The sequence below is a fragment of the Variovorax multivorans genome, assembly GCF_051216835.1.
In the GTDB taxonomy this organism is placed as follows: domain Bacteria; phylum Pseudomonadota; class Gammaproteobacteria; order Burkholderiales; family Burkholderiaceae_C; genus Variovorax.
This window is the reverse complement of sequence record NZ_JBPJZL010000011.1, coordinates 153,509-173,107: the sequence shown is the minus strand read 5'-3', so window position 1 is coordinate 173,107 and position 19,599 is coordinate 153,509. Positions and strand designations below refer to the sequence as shown.

Genomic DNA, 19,599 nt, shown 5'->3' with positions numbered 1-19,599 from the left:
CATGACCCGCGAACTCAGCCCCCAGACCACGAAGCTGCTGTCGCGCCTGCTGCCGCAGGCCGACGTCGACACCCAGGCCTTCGTCGACATCCGCCGCCAGATCCACGCCAACCCGGAGCTCGGCTTCGAGGTGAGCGCCACCAGCGAACTCGTTGCCAACCTGCTGCGCAGCTGGGGCTACGAGGTGCACGCCGGCATCGGCAAGACCGGCATCGTGGCGCAACTCAAGGTCGGCAGCGGCACGCGCCGCCTCGGCATCCGTGCCGACATGGACGCGCTGCCCATCGCCGAGGCCACCGGCCTGCCGTATGCGAGCCGCAACCCCGGCCGCATGCATGCCTGCGGGCACGACGGCCACACGGCGATCCTGCTGGCCGCGGCCAAGGCGCTGGCGACGGCGCGCAACTTCGACGGCACGCTGAACCTGATCTTCCAGCCCGACGAAGAAAACCTCTGCGGCGCGCGCGCGATGATCGCGGACGGCCTGTTCGAGCGCTTCCCCTGCGATGCGGTGTACGCGCTGCACAACGCGCCGGGCGTGCCGGTGGGCACCGTGCTGGCGGTCGAAGGTCCGGTCACGCTGTCGTCCGACGTGGCCGACGTCACGATCAAGGGCGTGGGTGGACACGGTGCCATGCCACATCGCGCGCGCGATCCCGTCGCGGCAGCTGCGGCGGTGGTGACGGCGCTGCAGACCGTGGTGGCGCGCAACGTGGCGCCTGACGACACGGCGGTGGTGTCGGTCGGCTTCATCCGCGGCGGCGCCACGCACAACGTGATCCCGCAGTCGGTGTCGCTTGGCTTGAACGTGCGCGCGGCGCTGCCTGAGACGCGCGCGCTGGTCGAGCAGCGCATCCGCGAGATCGTGAGCCTCACCGCGCAGGCGCACGGAGTGGAGGCCGAAATCGACTACCGCCAGTTGGTGCCACCGGTGGTCAATACAGCGGCCGAGACGCAGTTGATGGCGCAGGTCTGCGCCGAGCTGGTGGGCGAGGCGAACGTCATCACGAAGGTGCCCCGGGGCTTCGCGGGCAGCGAGGACTTCGCGTGGATGCTCGACGCGCTGCCGGGCTGCTATCTGCTGCTCGGCAACGGGGAGGGCGAGTTCGGGGGCTGCATGGTGCACAACCCCGGGTATGACTTCAACGACCAGGTGCTGCCGCTCGGAGCCGCATGCTGGGTGCGACTGGCGCAGACCTACCTGGTCGCCTGAGTTGCCGAAGGCGCGTCAGAACGGCGCGTCTTCTTCCTCGGGCGCATCGGCAGGCACGGTCGTCGTGGGAGCGGCTGCCACAGCAGGCTTCGGCGCTTCGTCGGGCAATGCCGCCGAGAACGCCGCCTCGCCACCCAGCGCGTCCAGCAGCGCCGGCACCAGCTGACCCAGTTCGCCCGTGGCAATCGCCACGTCGGCGTCGAAGTTGTCTTCCTTCTTGCCGCCCGCGGCGCCGTCGCCCGTGCCTTCGAGGAAGGTGATTTTGCGGATCAGCATGCCGTGCGTCAGCTCGAAGGACACGCGGTCGTCCCACGTCAGCGCGAGCCGCGTCGGGCGCTTGCCGTCGGTGATGTGCTGCTTCACCTCGTCGATGTCCAGTGGGTGCTTGGCATAGCGCACCACGGCCTTGGAGTCGTCGGAGGCCTTGAGCTCGCACTCGCGGTCGATGGTGAAGCCGGCCGGCGGCTCCTGCGTCAGCAGCCAGTTGGCCATGGCGGCGGCGGGCTCGATCTGCGTGTTGATGAGGGCCACGGCAAAGCCGTCGAGCGACTTCACGAGGCTGGTGACCACTTCGTCGGCGCGCGCGGCGTTGCCGCTGTTGATCACGAGGCGGTTCTCGGCCTTGTCGATCCACACCGCCACGCGGGCGCTGCGCGTGAAGGCCATGGGCAGCAGCTCCAGGGTGATGTCTTCCTTGAGCTCCTTCTTTTCCTTCTTGCCGGGCTTGCGGCCGGTGGTGGCCTCGATTTGCGCGCAGCGCTCGTCGAGCTTGCGGCGTACCACGGAGCCGGGCACGGTCTTGCTCTCGATCATGTATTCGACAAGCCACTGGCCGTCGATGGATTCGACCAACGGGCCGTTGGCTTCGCCGCGGGGCTCGACCCAGCCGGCGGACTTTTCCTGCGAGGGGCCGCAAGGCTCGAAGCGCTGCTTGCCGAGCCCTTCTTCAGCCTCGGCCAGTGTTTGGGACCAGGCAGGTTCGATGCGATAGACGATGACGTTCTTGAATACGGACACGGAAACCCTTTTTCCACTGGTTTGCACAACCGGCCATTGTCGGGCACCCCGTTCCGGGCTCGGCCGTAAAATCGAAAGCTTTTGCGACTTCCCCCATCGCTTCCAAAGGAATCAGGAAATGAGCTCGATCCCCCCCTCGCTGGACGACCGTGACGGCAAGATCTGGATGGACGGCGAACTCGTGGACTGGCGCGACGCCAAGATCCACGTGCTGAGCCACACGCTGCACTACGGTTGCGGCGCCTTCGAGGGCGTGCGCGCCTACAAGACGGCGGACGGCGGCACGTCGATCTTCCGCCTGGCCGAGCACACCGAGCGCCTGTTCAACAGCGCCAAGATCCTGCGCATGAAGATCCCGTTCACGCCCGAGCAGCTCAACGAGGCCCAGAAACAGGTGGTGCGCGAGAACAAGCTCGAAAGTTGCTACCTGCGCCCGCTGATCTGGATCGGCTCCGAAAAGCTCGGCGTGAGCCCCAAGGGCAACAAGATCCACGCCATGGTCGCGGCCTGGTCCTGGGGCGCCTACCTGGGCGAAGAGGGCATGAAGCGCGGCATTCGCGTGAAAACCTCGAGCTACACCCGCCACCACGTCAACATCACGATGACGCAGGCCAAGACGGTGAGCAACTACACCAACTCGATCCTGGCCAACATGGAAGCGCTGGACGACGGCTACGACGAGGCGCTGCTGCTCGACGCGAGCGGCTTCGTGTCGGAAGGCGCGGGCGAGAACATCTTCGTGGTCAAGGGCGGCGTGGTCTACACGCCTGACCTGTCGGCCGGCGCGCTCAACGGCATCACGCGCAACACCATCCTGCACGTGTGCAAGGACCTGGGCCTGGAGCTGGTGCAAAAGCGCATCACGCGCGACGAGGTCTACATCGCCGACGAGGCCTTCTTCACCGGCACCGCCGCTGAAGTCACGCCCATCCGTGAACTCGACCGCGTCGAGATCGGCAACCGCGGCGACGGCGGCGCCCGTGGCCCGATCACCGAGAAAATCCAGTCTGCCTTCTTCGACATCGTGAACGGCAAGAACCCCAAGTACGCCCACTGGCTCACGAAAGTCTGAGAAAACCCATGTCCACCAATGCAGTCGTCGAACTCCTGGCCAAGGAGCTCAACCATCAGGGCGGCGTGTTCTGCCCCAGCCCCAAGGCCGACATGAAGCTCTGGAACAACCACCCGAAGGTGTACCTCGACGTGGCGCGCACCGGCGAGGCCAAGTGCCCGTATTGCGGCACGGTGTACCGGCTGAAGGCCGGCGAGACGGTGTCGGCGCGGCACTGAGCCGGGCTGACGCAACCGTCCCTTTACTGCAGTTCAGGCAGCAGCCTGGGGGGCGGTTTCTTTCTTGCGCCACCGCGACGGCAGCAGGTCGCGCCACGGATCCGGGTCTTGCTTCTCCTGCGCCAGCCGCAGGTAGATCATCGCGATGAACAGCAGCGCCAGGCCGATCTGCGCGTCGCGCATGGCCGAGTTCACGCTCGATGCAATCAGCGCGATCAGCGTGGCTGCCAGCGCATAACGGCCCGCCATGTCGGGCCGTTTCCACGCCTGCCAGACGGCGGCGACCATGATGACCAGCAGGCTCAGCAAGGCCGGCAGCCCGCCCTGCGCGCCGACCCATAGAAAGTCGTTGTGCGGCATATTCGAGTCGGCGAACAGCGCCGGGCCGCGCTTGTGCCACTGCTCGGTCCAGCCGCCGATGCCCCAGCCGGTGAGTGGGCGGTCGGCAATCATGAGGCCCGTGTCCTTGTACATGTAGTAGCGGATGACCCAGCTGCCCTTGAAGATGGCGCCGGCCTGCGCCTCTTCGATTTCCTGCACGCCGGTCTCGACCTTGTGCTGGAGCTGCGGCAACTGATACAGCCCGGCCCCCAGCACCACGGCCCCCAGCACCAGCGCGCTCACCAGCATCTTCAGGTGGTTGCGCCACTGGTGAATGCACACCACCGGAATCACCAGCATCAGCGCGAGCACCGAGGTGCGCGAGGTCAGCGGCAGCGCCACCACCACGCCCAGCCCGAGCATCAGCACGAAGGCCGGAATGGCACGCAGCGGCTTGTGCGCGGCGATCTGTGCAATGCCCCACACGGCGGCGGTGGATGCCACCACGCTGAACAGCAGGGCGTTGCTGATCGACTTGTTGCCTACCTCCATGACCACCGCGCGCAGCGGCGACCAGATCGGAAAGCCGATGGCGTAATAGGCCATGATCAGCAGGATATTCAGCGCGGCGATCAGCAGGAAGCCGCGCAGCGCCCATATCGCTTCTTCGCGCGTGAGCGCCATCGCCATCAATATCGTGAGGCCGATGCGCACCCCGTGGAACAGGTTGGAGCCGGTTTCGGGGTAGTGCCGCCCGAAGGCCAGTACGAGGAAGGTCCAGGCCAGGTACGCCATCACCGGCCACCACAGCGGGTTGGCGCGCAGCCGCGCGTAGCGCTCGCGCAAGCCGCCGGCCACCAGCATGGTGAGCAGCAGCAAAATGGCCGAAAGGTAGGTGACGCCGACCGGCATGAACACCACCAGCCCCCAGAACATGGCCGCGGGCCGAACGATGTGCGATCTCTGCATAGGGGCGGGATTTTAGGTTGGCATCTGGGAGCCAACCTGACCACGGCCCTGCGCGGGCGAGGGTGGCGTACTCAGTGCCCGCGCGCTGCGGCCGGCAGCCGGATCACGAAGCTCGCGCCGCCACCGGGCCGGTCTTCGCAGCGCACGGTGCCGCCGTGCCGTTCGGCGATCGACTTCACCAGCGCCAGCCCCAGGCCCACGCCGCCGTTGCGCTCGCTGGCGCCTGGCAGGCGGTAGAAGGGCTCGAAGATGCGTTCGCGCAGGGCCGTGGGCACGCCGGGGCCACGGTCGTTGACGCGCACGGTGGCGTAGCCGTTGGCACTGCCCAGCTCCACCGCGATTTCGCCGGCGCCGTAGCGGCGGGCGTTTTCCAGCAGGTTGCGGATCGCCCGGCGCAGCAGGCGCGACACGCCGGGCACGGTGAGCGTGGCGTTGTCGGTGCCTTCGGCCAGGTCGAGTTCGGCGTTCACCTGCGAGCACTCTTCGGCCGCCAGGCCGGTCAGGTCCACCGCCTCGATGGTGCCCATGTCGGCCTCGCTGGCGTCGAGCCGGCTGGCCAGCAGAATCTCGTCGATGAGCTGGTCGAGCTCGCCGATGTTGCGCGAAATTTCTTCCCGAGCGGCCGGGCTCGGGCGCTCGCCCATCAGCTCCAGGCCCATGCGGATGCGTGTGAGCGGCGAACGCAGCTCGTGCGAGGCGTTGGCCAGCAGCGATTTGTGCGAACGCACCAGTTGCTCGATGCGTTCTGCCGACGCGTTGAATCGTTTTGAGAGATCAGCCACTTCGTCCTGCCCTTCTTCGGTCACCCGCACCGAGAGATCGCCCTCGCCCCATCGCTGCACGCCGCGCTGCAGCGATTCCAGCCGCTGCGTGATGCGCCGCACGATCGGGTACACGCCCAATGCCACCGCCACGCCCACCAGCGCGATCATCCAGCCCAGCCCGAAGGGCGTGCGCCACGGCGCGAAGCCGCCGGAACCGGTGGGCCGCTCGCGCGGCGCCACGCGCAGCGTGATGGCCTTGCCGTCGCTGAGCGTCACGTCGAATTCCAGGCCCTGGCCCGGTACGCGCAGGGCGGTGCCCGCGCCGATCGGCTTGTCCTGTGCGTCCAGCACGACCACGTTGCGCGGCACCGGCGCCAGGCGCTCGCGTTCGGCTTCGGCCGCTTCGCGCACGATCCAGTTGGCCATCAGCGTGAGGATGACGACGCCCCCCACCACCGCGAGCCAGATGCGGACGTAGAGGTGGCGTGAATAAAGGCTGCGCAGCATCGGCAGCCGCTCAGTCTTGTTGCTTGGCGAACACGTAGCCCACACCGCGCACCGTGAGGATGCGCTTGGGGTTCTTCGCGTCGACTTCTATGGCCGCGCGGATGCGGCCCATGTGCACGTCGATGGAACGGTCGAAGGCTTCGAGCTCGCGGCCGCGCACGGCCTCCATGATCTGGTCGCGCGTGAGCACGCGGCCCGCGCGCTCGGCCATCGCCACCAGCAGGTCGAACTGGTAGGAGGTGAGATCGGCCAGCGCGCCGGCCACCGACACGGTGCGTGCATTGCGGTCGATCTCCAGCGTGCCGAAGCGCATCACCGTGGAGGCTTCGGCCTCGGTGGCGTTCTCGCTGCGGCGGCGCAGCACGGCGCGGATGCGCGCCAGCAGCTCGCGCGGCTCGAAGGGCTTGGGCAGGTAGTCGTCGGCGCCGATTTCGAGGCCGATGATGCGGTCCATCGGGTCGCCCTTGGCCGTCAGCATCAGCACCGACACCTTCGACAGCGGGCCGGGCAGCGCGCGGATGCGGCGGCAGACTTCGAGCCCGTCGGTGTCGGGCAGCATCAGGTCGAGGATCACCAGGTCGGGCGCGTGCTGCTGCAGCTGCTCGAGCCCGGCGGCGCCGTCGCCGGCATGGTTGAACGCGAAGCCCGACTGCGTCAGGTATTCGCCCACCATCTGCGCCAGGCGGGCGTCGTCTTCGATCATCAGGAGTTGGGGGGTGCTCATGCGCTTCATGGTCGTCCACAGGGAGCAAGCAGGCTTGAACGCTCCGTAAAGTTGGGTAAACCTCGAATATCCCTGTCAACCGGCGATGCTGCGAAAAGCATAGCGCCGGGGGCAGGGGGCACGGTACTCAGCCCCGGCTGTGCGGCCTCAGCTGCAGCCGCAGCGACAGCGTGGGAGACAGCGGCAGGTCGATGGGGGCCGAACCGTTGCCATTGTCGATGTGCGCCAGCGATTCGAACAGCGGCAGCGCCTGCGCCATGGGGTTGATTTCGGCGAGCGACTTCGCGGCCTCCGAGCGCGGCGGCGTGGCACTGTTGTTGTCGCTGCTGGCCAGCGACCAGTCCAGCGCCGCCACGGTGCGTTCGGTCGGCTCGCTGGCGATCACCAGCGCCAGCGCCAGCAGGCCGCGGCTGTCGGTGACGGAGGTCAGCGCACCCACCGTGGGCGCGTCGTAGCCCACCAGCAGTACTGGCTCCTGGTCGCAGGCGCATTGCACCGCCGCCTCCAGCAGGCCCGAGGCAAAGCTGTGCTCGTAGGCCGACACAGCATTGCTGGCCGCCATGCAGCCGGTGCCGATGGTCCAGTAGCCCACGGCCGCGTTGTGCACCGAGTTGTGGAACTTGGTGGGCGACAGCATCTTCGGGTCGCCCGCGAGCGTGCTGCACATGTAGTCGTTGATCGACAGGTCGCCGTGCGCCGACGTGAACACGCAGGGCACGTCGGCTGCGTTGCGGCCCGAGCCGGCCAGGGCGGCGGCCGCCACCTCGAGCGCCAGCGCCACGGTGTCGGGCGCGCGGCGGCGTTCGGCCGGAGCCAGCACCTGCGGCGACGGGCGCTTGGCGGGCGGGTCGGACAGCGTGCCTTCGCCGCGGAAAGCGGCGCGCGCGGCCTCCCAGCCGGGCAGCGTGGGCGTCCAGAAGGCGGGGCCTTCGATGTAGAGGGTCGGGGGCGTGGGGGCTTGGTTCATCTCGCTCATGCCGCTTTGCCGAAAACGAGCGAACAGTTGTTGCCGCCGAAGCCGAACGAATTGGTCAGCGCATAGCGCACCTCGCCGCGCGCCGGTTCGAGCCTGATCTGCGGGCCGAAGCCTTCGTCCAGCGTGTGGGTGTTGACGGTGCCCGGCATCACGCCGCGCTCGATGGCCAGCAGGCTGATGACGGCCTCGACGATGCCCGCCGCGCCCAGTGTGTGGCCCATGAAGCCCTTGGTCGAGCTGGCGTGCGTGCGCGCCGGGAAGCGGCGCGCCACCAGCGCGCCCTCGACCTCGTCGTTCTTCTGGCTCGCGGTGCCGTGCATGTTGATGTAGTCGATGGCCTCGGGCGCGAGGCCGGCGCGCGCCAGCGCCTCGTCGAGTGCGCGTTCGGCGCCCAGGCCCTCGGGGTGCGGCGTCGACATGTGGTGCGCGTCGCTCGCCTCGCCGTAGCCCAGCAGGTGCAGCGGCGCGGCATCGGCGCCGGTCTGCACGCGCTCGACCAGCGCGAAGCCAGCGGCCTCGCCGAGGCTGATGCCCTTGCGGGTGGCGTCGAAGGGCCGGCACGGCTCGCTCGACACCAGTTCGAGCGAGTTGAAGCCGAACAGCACGCTGCCGCACAGCGTGTCGGCCCCACCGACCACGGCCGCGTCGGCCAGGCCCAGGCGGATCAGCCGCTCGGCCGAGGCGAACACCTTGGCGCTCGACGAGCAGGCGGTGGAAATGGTTTCGCTCGGGCCGCTGATGCCCAGCACCTGCTGCGTGAACATGGCCAGCGAATGCGGCGTGTGCACCGCGGCGCGGCGCTGGTTCACCGGGAACATGCCCTGCTCGTCGAGCTGGGTGTAGGCCAGCTCGGTCTCGCCGATGCTGGCGGTCGAGGTGCCCAGGATCAGCGCGATGCGCGAGGCGCCGTACTTTTCGCGCGCGGCGGCCACGGCCTCGATGAAGCCGTCGGCATGCAGGCCCAGCCAGGCGAGCCGGTTGTTGCGGCAGTCCCAATGGGCGAGGGATTCGGGCAGGCGGATCTCCTCGAGGCCGTCGACGCGGCCGATCCAGGTGGGCAGCGGTGCATCGCCGAAGTCATTGGCGCGCAGCCCGCTGCGCGACTGCGCGAGCGCGTCGGCCAGCACGTCCTTGCCGACACCGACGGCGGAGGTCGCCGTGTAGGCGCTGATTTGGAGAGGAGAAATTCGGGACGGCACGATCTTGTAGGGGCTTGCTGGCTGGCTCGCGGACGATGGGTGCGCAGGAAGAGGGCGCAGGAGGGAAAGGAGAATGAAAGAAACGAATGTATACCGGCACAGCCTACCAGTTGCGCGGCGCGTGCAGCGTCGGCTGTTTCCTATAGGGCCCAGGCCCTATTGACGGTCCGTGGGGCTTGTGATGGCCGTCATTCGCGAGGCCAGCGCCACCAGCACCAGCACCGGCGCGCCCAAGAGCGCGGTGGCGACGAAGAAGGTGCTGTAGCCGTAGGCATCGACGAAGACGCCTGAATAACCGGCGATGAACTTCGGCAGCAGCAGCATCAGCGAGCTGAACAAGGCGTACTGCGTGGCCGAATAGCTGATGTTCGTGAGGCTCGACAGGTAGGCGATGAAGGCCGCCGAGGCGATGCCGCCGGCCAGGTTGTCGGCCGAGACCACGGCGATCAGCGCCGTCAGGTCGTGCCCGCGCGAGGCCAGCCAGGCAAACAGCAGGTTGCTGGCCGCGCTGAGCACCGCGCCCAGCATCAGCACCCGCATCACGCCCAGGCGCATCGACAGCACGCCGCCCACGAAAGCGCCCACCAGTGTCATGATCACGCCGTAGATCTTGCTGACCGAGGCCACCTCGTCCTTGGTGAAGCCCATGTCCACGTAGAAGGGGTTGGCCATGATGCCCATCACCACGTCGCTGATGCGGTAGATGGCGATCAGCGAAAGGATCAGCATGGCCTGCCATTTGTAGCGGCGGATGAAGTCGGCGAAGGGCTCCACCAGCGCGCTCTGCAGCCATTCGGCGGCATTCTTCGCCTTGGGCAGCACGCGCGGCACCGGTTCGGGCGACAGCAGCACCGTGATCACGCCCACCGCCATCGAGGCCGCCATCACCAGGTAGGCCGTCTTCCAGGCACCGTTCTGGTACGCCGCCGCGCCCGTGACTGCGGCGGCCGGCGCCACCTCGGCCCAGGCCGCGACCCACAGCACGCCCGCGCCGGCCCAGATCATGGCGAGGCGGTAGCCGGTCTGATAGGCCGCCGCCAGCGCGGCCTGCTTGCGCGTTTCGGCCGATTCGATGCGGAAGGCGTCGAGCGCGATGTCTTGCGTGGCCGAGCCGAAGGCCACCAGCAGAGCGCACCAGATCAGCGGCGTGAGTCCCAGCCGCGGGTCGTTCAGCGCCATGCCTATCAGCCCGGCAATGACCACGCACTGCGCCAGCAGCAGCCAGCCGCGCCGGCGCCCCAGCAGTGTGGTCAGCGGCGGCAGCGGCAGCCGGTCGACCAGCGGCGCCCAGACCCACTTGAAGCCGTAGGCCAGGCCGACCCAGCTCAGGTAGCCGATGGTGGTGCGGTCGATGCCCGCTTCGCGCAGTCGGAAACTCAGGGTGCCGAGCACCAGCAGCAGCGGCAGCCCGGCCGAGAAACCCAGCGCCAGCATGCGCAGGGTGGCGGGTTCCAGGTAGACCTTCAGCGCGTCGCGCCAGGGCGGAGAGGGGGTGGTGGGGGTTTCTGCGGGCGAGGCGGACATGAACCCCGGATTGTCCATGAGTGGCGGGGGACATCGGCCAGGGCCTTTGTCTTCATTTGTTCCTATGATCCGCCTCCTATGTGCACACGCTGCGATCGCCCTGTTTCCGCCATCTCTGCCGCTTCTGGGTGGAATCCCCGGCGGGCCTTTCTTCTGGCCGCCGCCGGCGCGGCCCTGAGCGCGCCGGCGCTGGCGCAGGTCGATGTCGGCAACGCCTCGGTGGCGCGCAACCTCGTGCCGGCCGACAGGATCGAGGCGGCCGGCGTGCAGCAATACGGCCAATTGCTCGAACAGGCACGCGCCAAGAATGCGCTCGCGGGCGACAGCAACCCGCAACTGCAGCGCCTGCGCGCCATCGCCAAGCGGCTCATTCCTTTCGCCACGCCGTGGAATTCGCGCGCCCGCGACTGGAAGTGGGAGGTCAACCTGATCGGCAGCAAGCAGATCAACGCCTTCTGCATGCCCGGCGGCAAGATCGCCTTCTTCACCGGCATCCTCGAACAGCTCAAGCTCACCGACGACGAGGTCGCGATGGTCATGGGCCACGAAATGGCCCACGCGCTGCGCGAGCATGCGCGCGCCCGCATGGCCAAGAGCGCGGGCACGGGCGCGGCGCTCTCCATCGGTGCGCAACTGCTCGGCTGGGGCCAGGTGGGCGACCTGGCGGCACGCGCTGGCACGCAGCTCCTCACGCTCAAGTTCAGCCGCAGCGACGAGTCCGAGGCCGATCTCGTGGGGCTCGAACTCGCGGCGCGCGCGGGCTATGACCCGAAGGCTTCTGTGTCGCTCTGGCAGAAGATGGCCGCGGCGTCGAAGAACCAGGGCAGCCTGAACTTTCTTTCGACGCACCCGAGTGGGCCGGATCGCATCACGAAGCTGGAAGCGAACCTGCCGAAGGTCGAGAAGCTCTACCGCGACGCGAAGAAGAGCTGACCTGCATGACTCCCTCTCCCCTGGGGAGAGGACGGGGGTGAGGGCGGCGGCCTCTAGATAAGAGCCGCGCTTCATCGTCCGCACTTGCCCTCACCCCAACCCTCTCCCCGAGGGGAGAGGGAGCCGATCGCAACGCATTTCCGCTGGCACGCCGCTTGCATCTCAACTTGTACACATGTTTGGATGCCTAATGATGGTGCATGAAGAAAACGGAGAAAGCGGATCGCCCGCCGCCGCCTGGATCGCGAAATTCGCGGCCCCCGTGGCGGACGCCGCGGCCGGCAAGGCCCTGGGTTTCGCCCTGCCGCTCGCCGGGCTGAGCTTCGCGGTCAAGGACAACATCGACGTGGCCGGCGCGCCCACCACGGCCGCCTGTCCAGCCTTCGACCGCCTCCCCAAGGCCCACGCAGCAGTGGTGCAGCGCCTGCTCGAAGCCGGTGCATCGCTGGCCGGCAAGACCAACCTCGACCAGTTCGCCTGCGGCCTGAACGGCACGCGCTCGCCGTACGGTGAGGTGCCGAACGCCTTCGACGCGCGATACGTTTCGGGCGGCTCCAGCTCGGGCTCGGCCTATGTGGTGGCGGCCGGCGAGGTCGACTTCGCGCTGGGCACCGACACCGCAGGCTCTGGCCGCGTGCCTGCCGGGCTCAACAACATCGTCGGCCTCAAGCCCTCGCGCGGCCTGCTGAGCACCTTCGGCGTGGTTCCCGCGGCGCAGAGCGCAGATTGCGTTTCGATCTTCGCGCGCACTGTCGCCACCGCGGTCGACGTGCTGCTCGCCGCAGTCGGCCACGACGCGCGCGACCCGTACTCGCGCGACCTGGCCCTGAGCCGCAAGCCGCTGCCCGCGCACTTCCGCTTCGGCGTGCCCGACAGGCTGAGCTTCTTCGGCGACGCCGCCGCCGAACGGGCGTTCAACGACGCGACCGCGCGCCTGCTGGCCATGGGCGGCTCGCCGGTCACCATTTCCTACGCCCCGCTCGCCGAGGCCGCCGCGCTGCTCTATGAAAGCGCGCTGGTCGCCGAACGCTACGCCGCGGTGCGCGAGTTCTTCGATGCGCACGGCGACGAGGTGATCGAGCCCGTGCGCGGCATCCTCGCGAGCGGCCGCAACTACAGTGCTGCCGACGTGTTCGAGGCCCAGACGCGGCTGCGCGCCATCGCTCAACAGGTCGAGCCGATGTGGCGCGACATCGACGTGCTGCTCGTGCCCACCGCGCCCACGCACTACACCCGCGAGCAGATGCGCGCCGACCCTGTGGTGCTCAACCGCAACCTCGGCGCGTACACCAACTTCGTCAACCTGCTCGACTACGCCGCGCTCTCCGTGCCCAGCAGCCTCCGCCCGGACGGCCTGCCCTTCGGCATCACGCTGATCGGCCCCTGCGGCAGCGACCTCGCGCTGGCCGACCTGGGCCAGCGCTACCACCACGCCACCGGGCTCGCGCAAGGCGCGACCGGCGTGCCGCTGCCCGAGCCGCGCGCCATTCCCGGCCTCGCCGCGCCGGACGCCGGCACCCTGCCCATCGCCGTGGTCGGTGCGCATCTCTCGGGCATGCCGCTCAACGCCCAGCTCACCGAGCGCGGCGCCAAGTTGCTGCGTGCCACCACGACCTCGCCCTTCTATCGCCTCTACGCGTTGCCGGGAACCGTGCCGCCTAAGCCCGGCCTGCAGCGTGTGGTCGAAGGCAATGAAGGCGCCGCCATCGCGCTCGAAGTGTGGGCCGTGCCACTGGCGCAGGTCGGCAGCTTTCTCTCCCTCATTCCACCGCCCCTGGGCCTCGGCAGCGTCGAGCTGGCCGATGGCAGCTGGGTGAAAGGCTTCATCTGCGAGGGCCATGCGCTGGCCGGCGCGCAGGACGTGACCTTCCATGGCGGTTGGCGCGCATACGTCGCGAGCCGCGCTACCCCGAGTTCCAACTGACCAGGAGTTCCGATGAGCACCCAAGACAAACCTCCCGCATCGCGTCGCCGACAGCTGCTGCAGGCCGGCGCCGCAGGCCTGGCCGTGCTGGCCGCGCCAGCCATCGTGCGTGCGCAGGGCGCGGTGAAGCTGCGCATCGGCTTCTGGCCAGTGGCCGCCGGCCTGCCGTTCTTCGCCGCAGTCGACAAGGGCTACTTCAAGGAGGCCGGCCTCGAGGTGGAGCCACTCAAGTTTGCCGGCGCACAGCAGGTGATGGAAGGCATGCTCGCCGGCCGCTGCGACGGCAGCGCCAACGGCACCGGCTCGGCCAACCTCGCCATCGGCGAGATCGCGCAGCCGGGTCTCTTCAAGATCTTCTGCACCAATCCGAGCAACGCGAAATACGTGCTCGACGAATTCATCGTCGCCAAGGACAGCCCCATCAAGACCATGGCCGAGCTGGCCGGCAAGAAGGTCGCCTCGGGGCCCGGCATCCAGAACGTCACTCTGTGCAAGACCATGCTGGAACGCGCGGGCGCCAAGGGCGCGACCGTGAGCGAACTGCCCATCGGCCAGCACGTGGCCGCACTGGTCGCGGGCCAGGTCGACGCCTGCTACACGCTGGAGCCCACCGGCACCGTCGGCCGCATGAACGGCACCACGCGCGTCATCGAGGCCGGCGTGGTTGCCAAGTACATCCTCGGCGACCCGATGGCGCCCTGGCACGGCGGCGCAGCCAGCCTGACCACCGAGTTCATCAAGAAGAACCCCGAGATCTCGAAGAAGTACATCGCCGCCTATGCGCGCGGCGTGGAACTGGTGCGCACCAAGCCAGACGAAGCCCGCCAGTTCATGAAGGGCTACACCGCCATCGAAGGCAAGCTCACGGCCGAAGTGCCGCTCGCGTCGTACATGCTCTACAACGAGTTCAAGCCCAGTGACGTCGCGTACTTCCAGAAGTTCTACGACCTGTTCACCGACAAAGGCATCTTCGAAAAGAAGGTCGCGGTGGACGCTTTGCTCTACAAGGCCTGAAGACCATGGCCGAAGCAAGCACGACCACGGCCGCGCCGTGGACCCCGCCGACCAGCGCTGCCACTGCGGCGCCGAAGCCGCCGCTGCGCGACCGCATGCTGCCCTTCATCGGCCCGGTGGTGCTGTTCATCGTGTGGGACCTGGTGGTGCGGCTCGGCTTCATCAAGCCGATCTTGCTGCCCACGCCCGCCGACACCATCGCCGCGCTCATCACCGGCCTGGCTGGTGGCCCGCTGCTCACCGACTTCGCCATGACCGTGTGGCGCACTGTGCAGGCCTTCGTCATCGCGGCGGCCATCGGCGTGCCGCTGGGCGTGCTGCTCGGCAGCAACGAGAAGGCGTACCGCAGCGTGGAGTTTCTGATCGACTTCTTCCGCTCCACGCCGTCGTCCGCGCTCATTCCGCTGTTCCTGCTGATCTTCGGCGTGAGCGACGTCAACAAGGTGGCCATCGCGGCATTCGGCGCGCTGCTCATCGTGGTGTTCAACAGCGCCTACGGCGTCATCAACGCACGCAAGCAGCGCGTGATGGCGGCGCGCGTCATGGGCGCATCGCGCTGGCAGATCTTCAAGGACGTTCTCGTGTGGGAAAGCCTGCAGCCCAGCTTCGTGGGCCTGCGCTCGGCGGTATCGATGGCGCTGGTGATCGTCATCGTGGCCGAGATGTTCATCGGCTCCGACACGGGGCTCGGCCATCGCATCATCGATGCGCAGCAGGTGCTCAACGTGAAGAGCATGTACGCCGCGATCCTTGCGGCGGGCGCGCTGGGCTATGCGCTCAACATCCTCTTCCTCATCGCCGAACGCCGCATCGTGCACTGGAGCGGAAGATGAAAGTGACGCCTGACATCGTTCTCAACGGCCCGGTGTACGCCGACGTGCCCAAGCCCGCATTCAAGCCCGGCCCGGCCGGCACGCACATCACCATCCGCGGCCTCACCAAGTACTTCGCGGGCTGGCCGCTGTACGAGAACTTCGACCTCGACATTCCCAAGCACGCCATCGTCTCGGTGTTCGGGCCGAACGGCTGCGGCAAGTCCACGCTCATCAACATGATCGCGGGGCTCATTCCCATCGACTCGGGCGAGATCCTGTTCGACGGCAAGCAGCGCAAGGACACCAAGATCGGCTACGTGTTCCAGAACTACCGCGAGGCAATGTTCCCGTGGATGCGCACCATCGACAACATCGCCTATCCGCTGAAGCTCGAAGGGCGTAGCAAGGCCGAGGTCGACCGGCGCATGGAAGAGCTGGTGGCCTCCTTCGACGTGAAGTTCGACTTGAAGCGCTTTCCGTACGAACTCTCGGGCGGCCAGCAGCAGACCGCGTCGATCATGCGTGCGCTCGCGCCCAACCCCGAGGTGCTGTTTCTCGACGAACCTTTCTCGGCGCTCGACTTCGAGATGACGCTTTTCATCCGCGAGAAGCTGCAGGAGGTGTTCATGCAGACCGGCACCACCATGCTGCTGGTGTCGCACGACCTCGAAGAGGCGGTGTACCTCGCCGACGAGGTGCTGCTGCTGACCAAGCGGCCCACCAAGGTCGCCGAGATCCTGCGCTACGGCGATGCGCGCCCGCGCACCGTCGAGACGCTGAGCACCGAAAGCTTCGTCGCCATGAAGAAGCTCAGCCTCGACATCTTCCAGCGGGAGGTTCGCCGGTGACAGCCGAGATCAACATCCCCGACGTGCTCGCCGAAGTGCAGGCCGTGTTCGCGCGCTACGAGGCGGCGCTGGTCGGCAACGACCGCGCGGTGCTCGACGAGCTCTTCTGGAACAGCCCGCACACGCTGCGCTACGGCTTCTCCGAGAACCACTACGGCCACGCAGACATCAGCGCCTTCCGCGCATCGCTGCCCCAGCAGAGCCCGCCCCGCGAACTGCTGCGCACCGTCATCACCACCTACGGCCGCGACTTCGCGACCGCCAACGTCGAGTTCCGCCGCGAAGGCAGCCGCCAGACCGGCCGCCAGAGCCAGACCTGGCTGCGCACGGCCGATGGCTGGCGCGTAGTCGCCGCCCACGTGAGCCTGCTCGGCTGACCCGCGGGCACATTCTTTGCACCCACCTCAAATCCAAGACCGGAGTACGTCATGACCAGCCAATTCAATCGCCGTGATTCCCTCAAGACCCTGGCCGCACTTGGCGCGGCAGGCAGCCTCGGAAGCTGGAGCGCCCTTGCCAGCGCGCAGGCCAAGCCCAAGCCGCTCACCGTGGGCGTGATCTACGTCGGCGCGCGCGACGACTACGGCTACAACCAGGCGCATGCCATGGCCGCCGCCGAAATCAAGAAGCTGCCCGGCATCAAGGTGGTCGAGGAAGAGAACGTACCCGAGACCGCCGCCGTGCAGAAGACCATGGCCGGCATGATTTCGCAGGACGGCGCCAAGCTGCTGTTTCCCACCTCGTTCGGCTACTTCGATCCGCACATCCTCGCGGTCGCGCCCAAGAACCCCGACGTGCGCTTCTCGCACTGTGGCGGCCTCTGGACCGAAGGCAAGCACCCCAAGAACGTCGGCAGCTTCTTCGGCTACATCGACGAGTGCCAGTTCCTGAACGGCGTGATCGCCGCGCACATGACGAAGAGCAACAAGATCGCCTTCGTCGCCGCCAAGCCCATTCCGCAGGTGCTGCGCAACATCAACGCCTTTACGCTCGGCGCGCGCTCGGTCAAGCCGAACATCACCTGCAGCGTGATCTTCACGGGCGACTGGTCGATGGCGGTGAAAGAAGCCGAAGCCACCAACAGCCTGGCCGACCAGGGCTGCGACGTGTTCACCATGCACGTGGACGGCCCCAAGGTAGTGGTCGAGACCGCAGCCAAGCGCGGAAAGATGGTCTGCGGCTACCACGCGAGCCAGGCCAAGCTCGCGCCCAATGCATACCTGACGGGCGCCGAGTGGAACTGGCTCACCGCCTACAAGACCGCCATCGAAGCCGCGCAAACCGGCAAGCCGCATCCCAACTTCCTGCGCGGAGGTTTGAAGGAGGGCTACGTGAAGATGTCGGCCTATGGCCCCATGGTGCCGGACGCCGCGAAGAAGCAGGCCGACGACATCAAGGCGAAGATGATCGCGGGCACTTTCGACATCTTCAAGGACGGCATCAAGGACAACAAGGGCGCGGTCGTGGTGCCGGCCGGCAAGGTGCTCAAGCAGACCGACCTCGAACTCGAGAAGATGAACTACCTCGTCGAAGGCGTCGTCGGCCAGGTCTGAGCCGCGCAGCAACAAGCATCGCCATGCGCCACGCGCTCAAGGAATTCGCATTGCCGGTGTTCGCCATCGCGGCGGCGCTGCTGGTGTTCGGCCTGTTGGTGGCCTTCGCGGGCGTCGACCCGGTGGAGGTGTGGACCACGCTGTTCCAGGGCGCGTTCGGCGACTGGTTCTCGTGGCAGAACACGCTGCAACGCGCCGCACCGCTGATGCTCACGGCCCTGTGCGTGGCGCTGCCCGCGCGTGCGGGGCTCATCATCATCGGCGGCGAGGGCGCGCTGGTACTGGGCGGGCTCGCCTGCGCGGCGCTGGCGCATGCGGTGCCGCTGCCTGGCAATGTCATCGGCACGGTGATCGTGTGCATCGCCGGAGCAATCGCCGGTGCGGTGTGGATCGTGCTCGCGGGCTGGCTGCGGCAGTTTCGCGGCATCAACGAAACCATCAGCAGCCTGCTGCTGGCCTACATCGCCATCGGCATCTTCAAGCACCTGGTCGAAGGGCCGCTGCGCGACCCGGCGAGCCTGAACAAGCCATCGACCTATGCACTGAACGACGGGCTGCTGATCGGTGGCATCGGTGGCTCCGACGTGCACTGGGGGCTGGTGATCGGCGTCGTGGCCTGCCTGGGGCTCGGTTGGTGGCTGCGCGCCACGGCTTCGGGCTTCTCGGTGCGCGTGGTGGGCGGCAATCCGCGCACCGCGCAACTCGTGGGACTGCCGGCCACGCGGCTCATTCTTTCGGCCTGCGGACTCGGCGGTGCATGCGCGGGGCTTGCGGGCGCGGTCGAGGTGGCGGCGGTGCACACCAATGCCAATGCCTCGCTGATCGCGGGGTATGGCTACGCGGGCATCCTCGTGTCCTTCATCGCACGGCACAACCCGGTGGCCATCGTGCCGGTGGCGATCCTGTTCGGCGGCTTCGGCGCGGCGGGCAGTTTGCTGCAGCGGCGGCTGGGCTTGCCCGATGCGTCGGTGCTGGTGCTGCAGGGCATCGCCTTCGTGCTGATTCTTGCGAGCGAGGGCCTGCGCACGGTCAACTGGAAGAAGTTCGGCGACCGCATGCTGCCCGAAGCCAGGAGCTACACATGACGGCTGACCAATGGATCGCGCTGGTCGCTGGCATCGTCGGTGGCGCGCTGCGCGTCGGCGCTCCATTCCTGTTCGTGAGCCTGGGTGAATGCCTCACCGAGAAATCGGGGCGCATCAACCTCGGGCTCGAAGGCGTGCTGGTGCTGTCGGCCATGGCGGCTTTCGGTGGGGCCTACCTCACCGACTCCGCATGGCTCGGCGTGCTGATCGGCGCGGTGGCCGGCGCGGCGCTCGCGCTGCTGCACGGCTTGCTGTGCTCGCTCGACCGCGTGAACGACGTGGCGACTGGCATCGCGTTGATGCTGCTCGGCACGGGGCTCGCGTTCTATCTGGGCAAGCCGCTCATTCAACCGCAGGCGCCGCAGATTCCTGCGATTCCTCTGGGCTTCTGGAGCGACAACACTGTCGTGCGCTCGGCACTGCAGCTCAACGCGCTGGTGCCCATCGGCGTGGCGCTCGCGGTGCTTCTGTGGTGGGGCTTCGCGCGCACGCGCGCCGGGCTGCTGGTGCGCATGGCGGGTGACTCGGCGCAGGCCACGCGAGCGCTCGGCTACTCGGTCTCGGGCCTGCGCATCGCGGCCACCACGGCGGGCGGTTTCATCGCCGGGCTCGGTGGTGCGTCGCTCACGCTGTTCTATCCGGGCAGCTGGAACGAAGGCATCTCCAGCGGCCAGGGCCTGATCGCGGTGGCGCTCGTCATCTTTGCGCGCTGGAGCCCATTGCGCTGCGTGGGTGCGGCGCTGCTCTTCGGTGGCGCGGGCGCCATCGGCCCGGCCCTGCAGTCCATCGGCATCGGCTGGGGCTATCACCTCTTCAACACCGTGCCGTATGTGCTCACGCTGGTGATTTTGGTGTTCACCTGCAAGCCGGGCAGCGCGGCCGTCGGCAGCCCCGGCGAACTCTCGTCCACAAGGAGCTGAACG

The 19,599-nt window shown here is 67.8% G+C and carries 19 protein-coding genes; 12 read left to right on the top strand and 7 right to left on the bottom strand.

Features of this window, described 5'->3' with window-relative positions:
- Window position 1 precedes the first annotated feature (1 nt).
- Complete coding sequence (locus tag ACSFCA_RS26680) at window positions 2-1,213, top strand: M20 aminoacylase family protein (RefSeq protein WP_435461561.1); 1,212 nt, start codon at window positions 2-4, stop codon at window positions 1,211-1,213.
- Window positions 1,214-1,228: 15 nt separating this feature from the next.
- Here the strand turns inward: ACSFCA_RS26680 and ACSFCA_RS26675 are convergent, their stop codons facing one another.
- Entirely contained in the window at window positions 1,229-2,230 is a 1,002-nt protein-coding gene (locus ACSFCA_RS26675; protein WP_258351790.1) for a recombination-associated protein RdgC, read from the bottom strand.
- Window positions 2,231-2,348: 118 nt separating this feature from the next.
- Here ACSFCA_RS26675 and ACSFCA_RS26670 point away from each other — a divergent pair, with 118 nt between their 5' ends.
- Entirely contained in the window at window positions 2,349-3,302 is a 954-nt protein-coding gene (locus tag ACSFCA_RS26670) for a branched-chain amino acid transaminase (RefSeq protein ID WP_093053364.1), read from the top strand.
- An 8-nt stretch (window positions 3,303-3,310) separates the two neighbouring features.
- Entirely contained in the window at window positions 3,311-3,520 is a 210-nt protein-coding gene (locus tag ACSFCA_RS26665) for a zinc-finger domain-containing protein (protein WP_130426560.1), read from the top strand.
- 33 nt (window positions 3,521-3,553) lie between these two features.
- On the opposite strand, the gene ACSFCA_RS26660 is transcribed toward ACSFCA_RS26665, so the two are convergent.
- The 6 genes from ACSFCA_RS26660 to ACSFCA_RS26635 form a co-directional block, all read right to left on the bottom strand.
- Window positions 3,554-4,810, bottom strand: coding sequence for an O-antigen ligase family protein (locus ACSFCA_RS26660; protein ID WP_435461562.1), 1,257 nt, complete (start codon window positions 4,808-4,810; stop codon window positions 3,554-3,556).
- A gap of 71 nt (window positions 4,811-4,881) precedes the next feature.
- A complete protein-coding gene (locus ACSFCA_RS26655; RefSeq protein WP_258351788.1) occupies window positions 4,882-6,081 on the bottom strand; it encodes an ATP-binding protein in 1,200 nt (399 codons plus the stop codon).
- Window positions 6,082-6,091: 10 nt separating this feature from the next.
- Window positions 6,092-6,814, bottom strand: a complete 723-nt coding sequence (locus tag ACSFCA_RS26650; protein WP_093053372.1) for a response regulator transcription factor — start codon at window positions 6,812-6,814, stop codon at window positions 6,092-6,094.
- Between the two features lie 118 nt (window positions 6,815-6,932).
- Entirely contained in the window at window positions 6,933-7,781 is an 849-nt protein-coding gene (locus ACSFCA_RS26645; RefSeq protein ID WP_435477456.1) for a beta-ketoacyl synthase chain length factor, read from the bottom strand.
- A complete protein-coding gene (locus ACSFCA_RS26640) occupies window positions 7,778-8,980 on the bottom strand; it encodes a beta-ketoacyl-[acyl-carrier-protein] synthase family protein (protein ID WP_097200620.1) in 1,203 nt (400 codons plus the stop codon). The genes ACSFCA_RS26645 and ACSFCA_RS26640 overlap by 4 nt, the downstream gene beginning before the upstream one ends.
- A 156-nt stretch (window positions 8,981-9,136) precedes the next feature.
- Entirely contained in the window at window positions 9,137-10,522 is a 1,386-nt protein-coding gene (locus ACSFCA_RS26635; protein ID WP_435461564.1) for an AmpG family muropeptide MFS transporter, read from the bottom strand.
- 60 nt (window positions 10,523-10,582) lie between these two features.
- Here ACSFCA_RS26635 and ACSFCA_RS26630 point away from each other — a divergent pair, with 60 nt between their 5' ends.
- From ACSFCA_RS26630 to ACSFCA_RS26590, 9 genes are all read left to right on the top strand, one after another.
- Entirely contained in the window at window positions 10,583-11,437 is an 855-nt protein-coding gene (locus ACSFCA_RS26630) for a M48 family metallopeptidase (protein ID WP_435461565.1), read from the top strand.
- 190 nt (window positions 11,438-11,627) lie between these two features.
- Window positions 11,628-13,361: an allophanate hydrolase gene (gene atzF, locus ACSFCA_RS26625; protein WP_435461566.1), complete on the top strand. Its 1,734-nt coding sequence runs from the start codon at window positions 11,628-11,630 to the stop codon at window positions 13,359-13,361.
- Window positions 13,362-13,373: 12 nt separating this feature from the next.
- Window positions 13,374-14,375, top strand: a complete 1,002-nt coding sequence (locus ACSFCA_RS26620) for an ABC transporter substrate-binding protein (RefSeq protein WP_435461567.1) — start codon at window positions 13,374-13,376, stop codon at window positions 14,373-14,375.
- Between the two features lie 5 nt (window positions 14,376-14,380).
- Window positions 14,381-15,208: an ABC transporter permease gene (locus ACSFCA_RS26615; protein WP_435461568.1), complete on the top strand. Its 828-nt coding sequence runs from the start codon at window positions 14,381-14,383 to the stop codon at window positions 15,206-15,208.
- Window positions 15,205-16,038: an ABC transporter ATP-binding protein gene (locus tag ACSFCA_RS26610; protein WP_435461569.1), complete on the top strand. Its 834-nt coding sequence runs from the start codon at window positions 15,205-15,207 to the stop codon at window positions 16,036-16,038. Before ACSFCA_RS26615 ends, ACSFCA_RS26610 begins: the two co-directional genes overlap by 4 nt.
- Window positions 16,035-16,415, top strand: a complete 381-nt coding sequence (hpxZ, locus tag ACSFCA_RS26605; protein ID WP_435461570.1) for an oxalurate catabolism protein HpxZ — start codon at window positions 16,035-16,037, stop codon at window positions 16,413-16,415. Before ACSFCA_RS26610 ends, hpxZ begins: the two co-directional genes overlap by 4 nt.
- Window positions 16,416-16,466: 51 nt before the next feature.
- A complete protein-coding gene (locus tag ACSFCA_RS26600) occupies window positions 16,467-17,591 on the top strand; it encodes a BMP family ABC transporter substrate-binding protein (RefSeq protein WP_093076738.1) in 1,125 nt (374 codons plus the stop codon).
- Between the two features lie 23 nt (window positions 17,592-17,614).
- Entirely contained in the window at window positions 17,615-18,676 is a 1,062-nt protein-coding gene (locus ACSFCA_RS26595) for an ABC transporter permease (RefSeq protein ID WP_435461571.1), read from the top strand.
- Window positions 18,673-19,596, top strand: a complete 924-nt coding sequence (locus tag ACSFCA_RS26590; protein ID WP_093053407.1) for an ABC transporter permease — start codon at window positions 18,673-18,675, stop codon at window positions 19,594-19,596. The genes ACSFCA_RS26595 and ACSFCA_RS26590 overlap by 4 nt, the downstream gene beginning before the upstream one ends.
- Window positions 19,597-19,599: the final 3 nt, after the last annotated feature.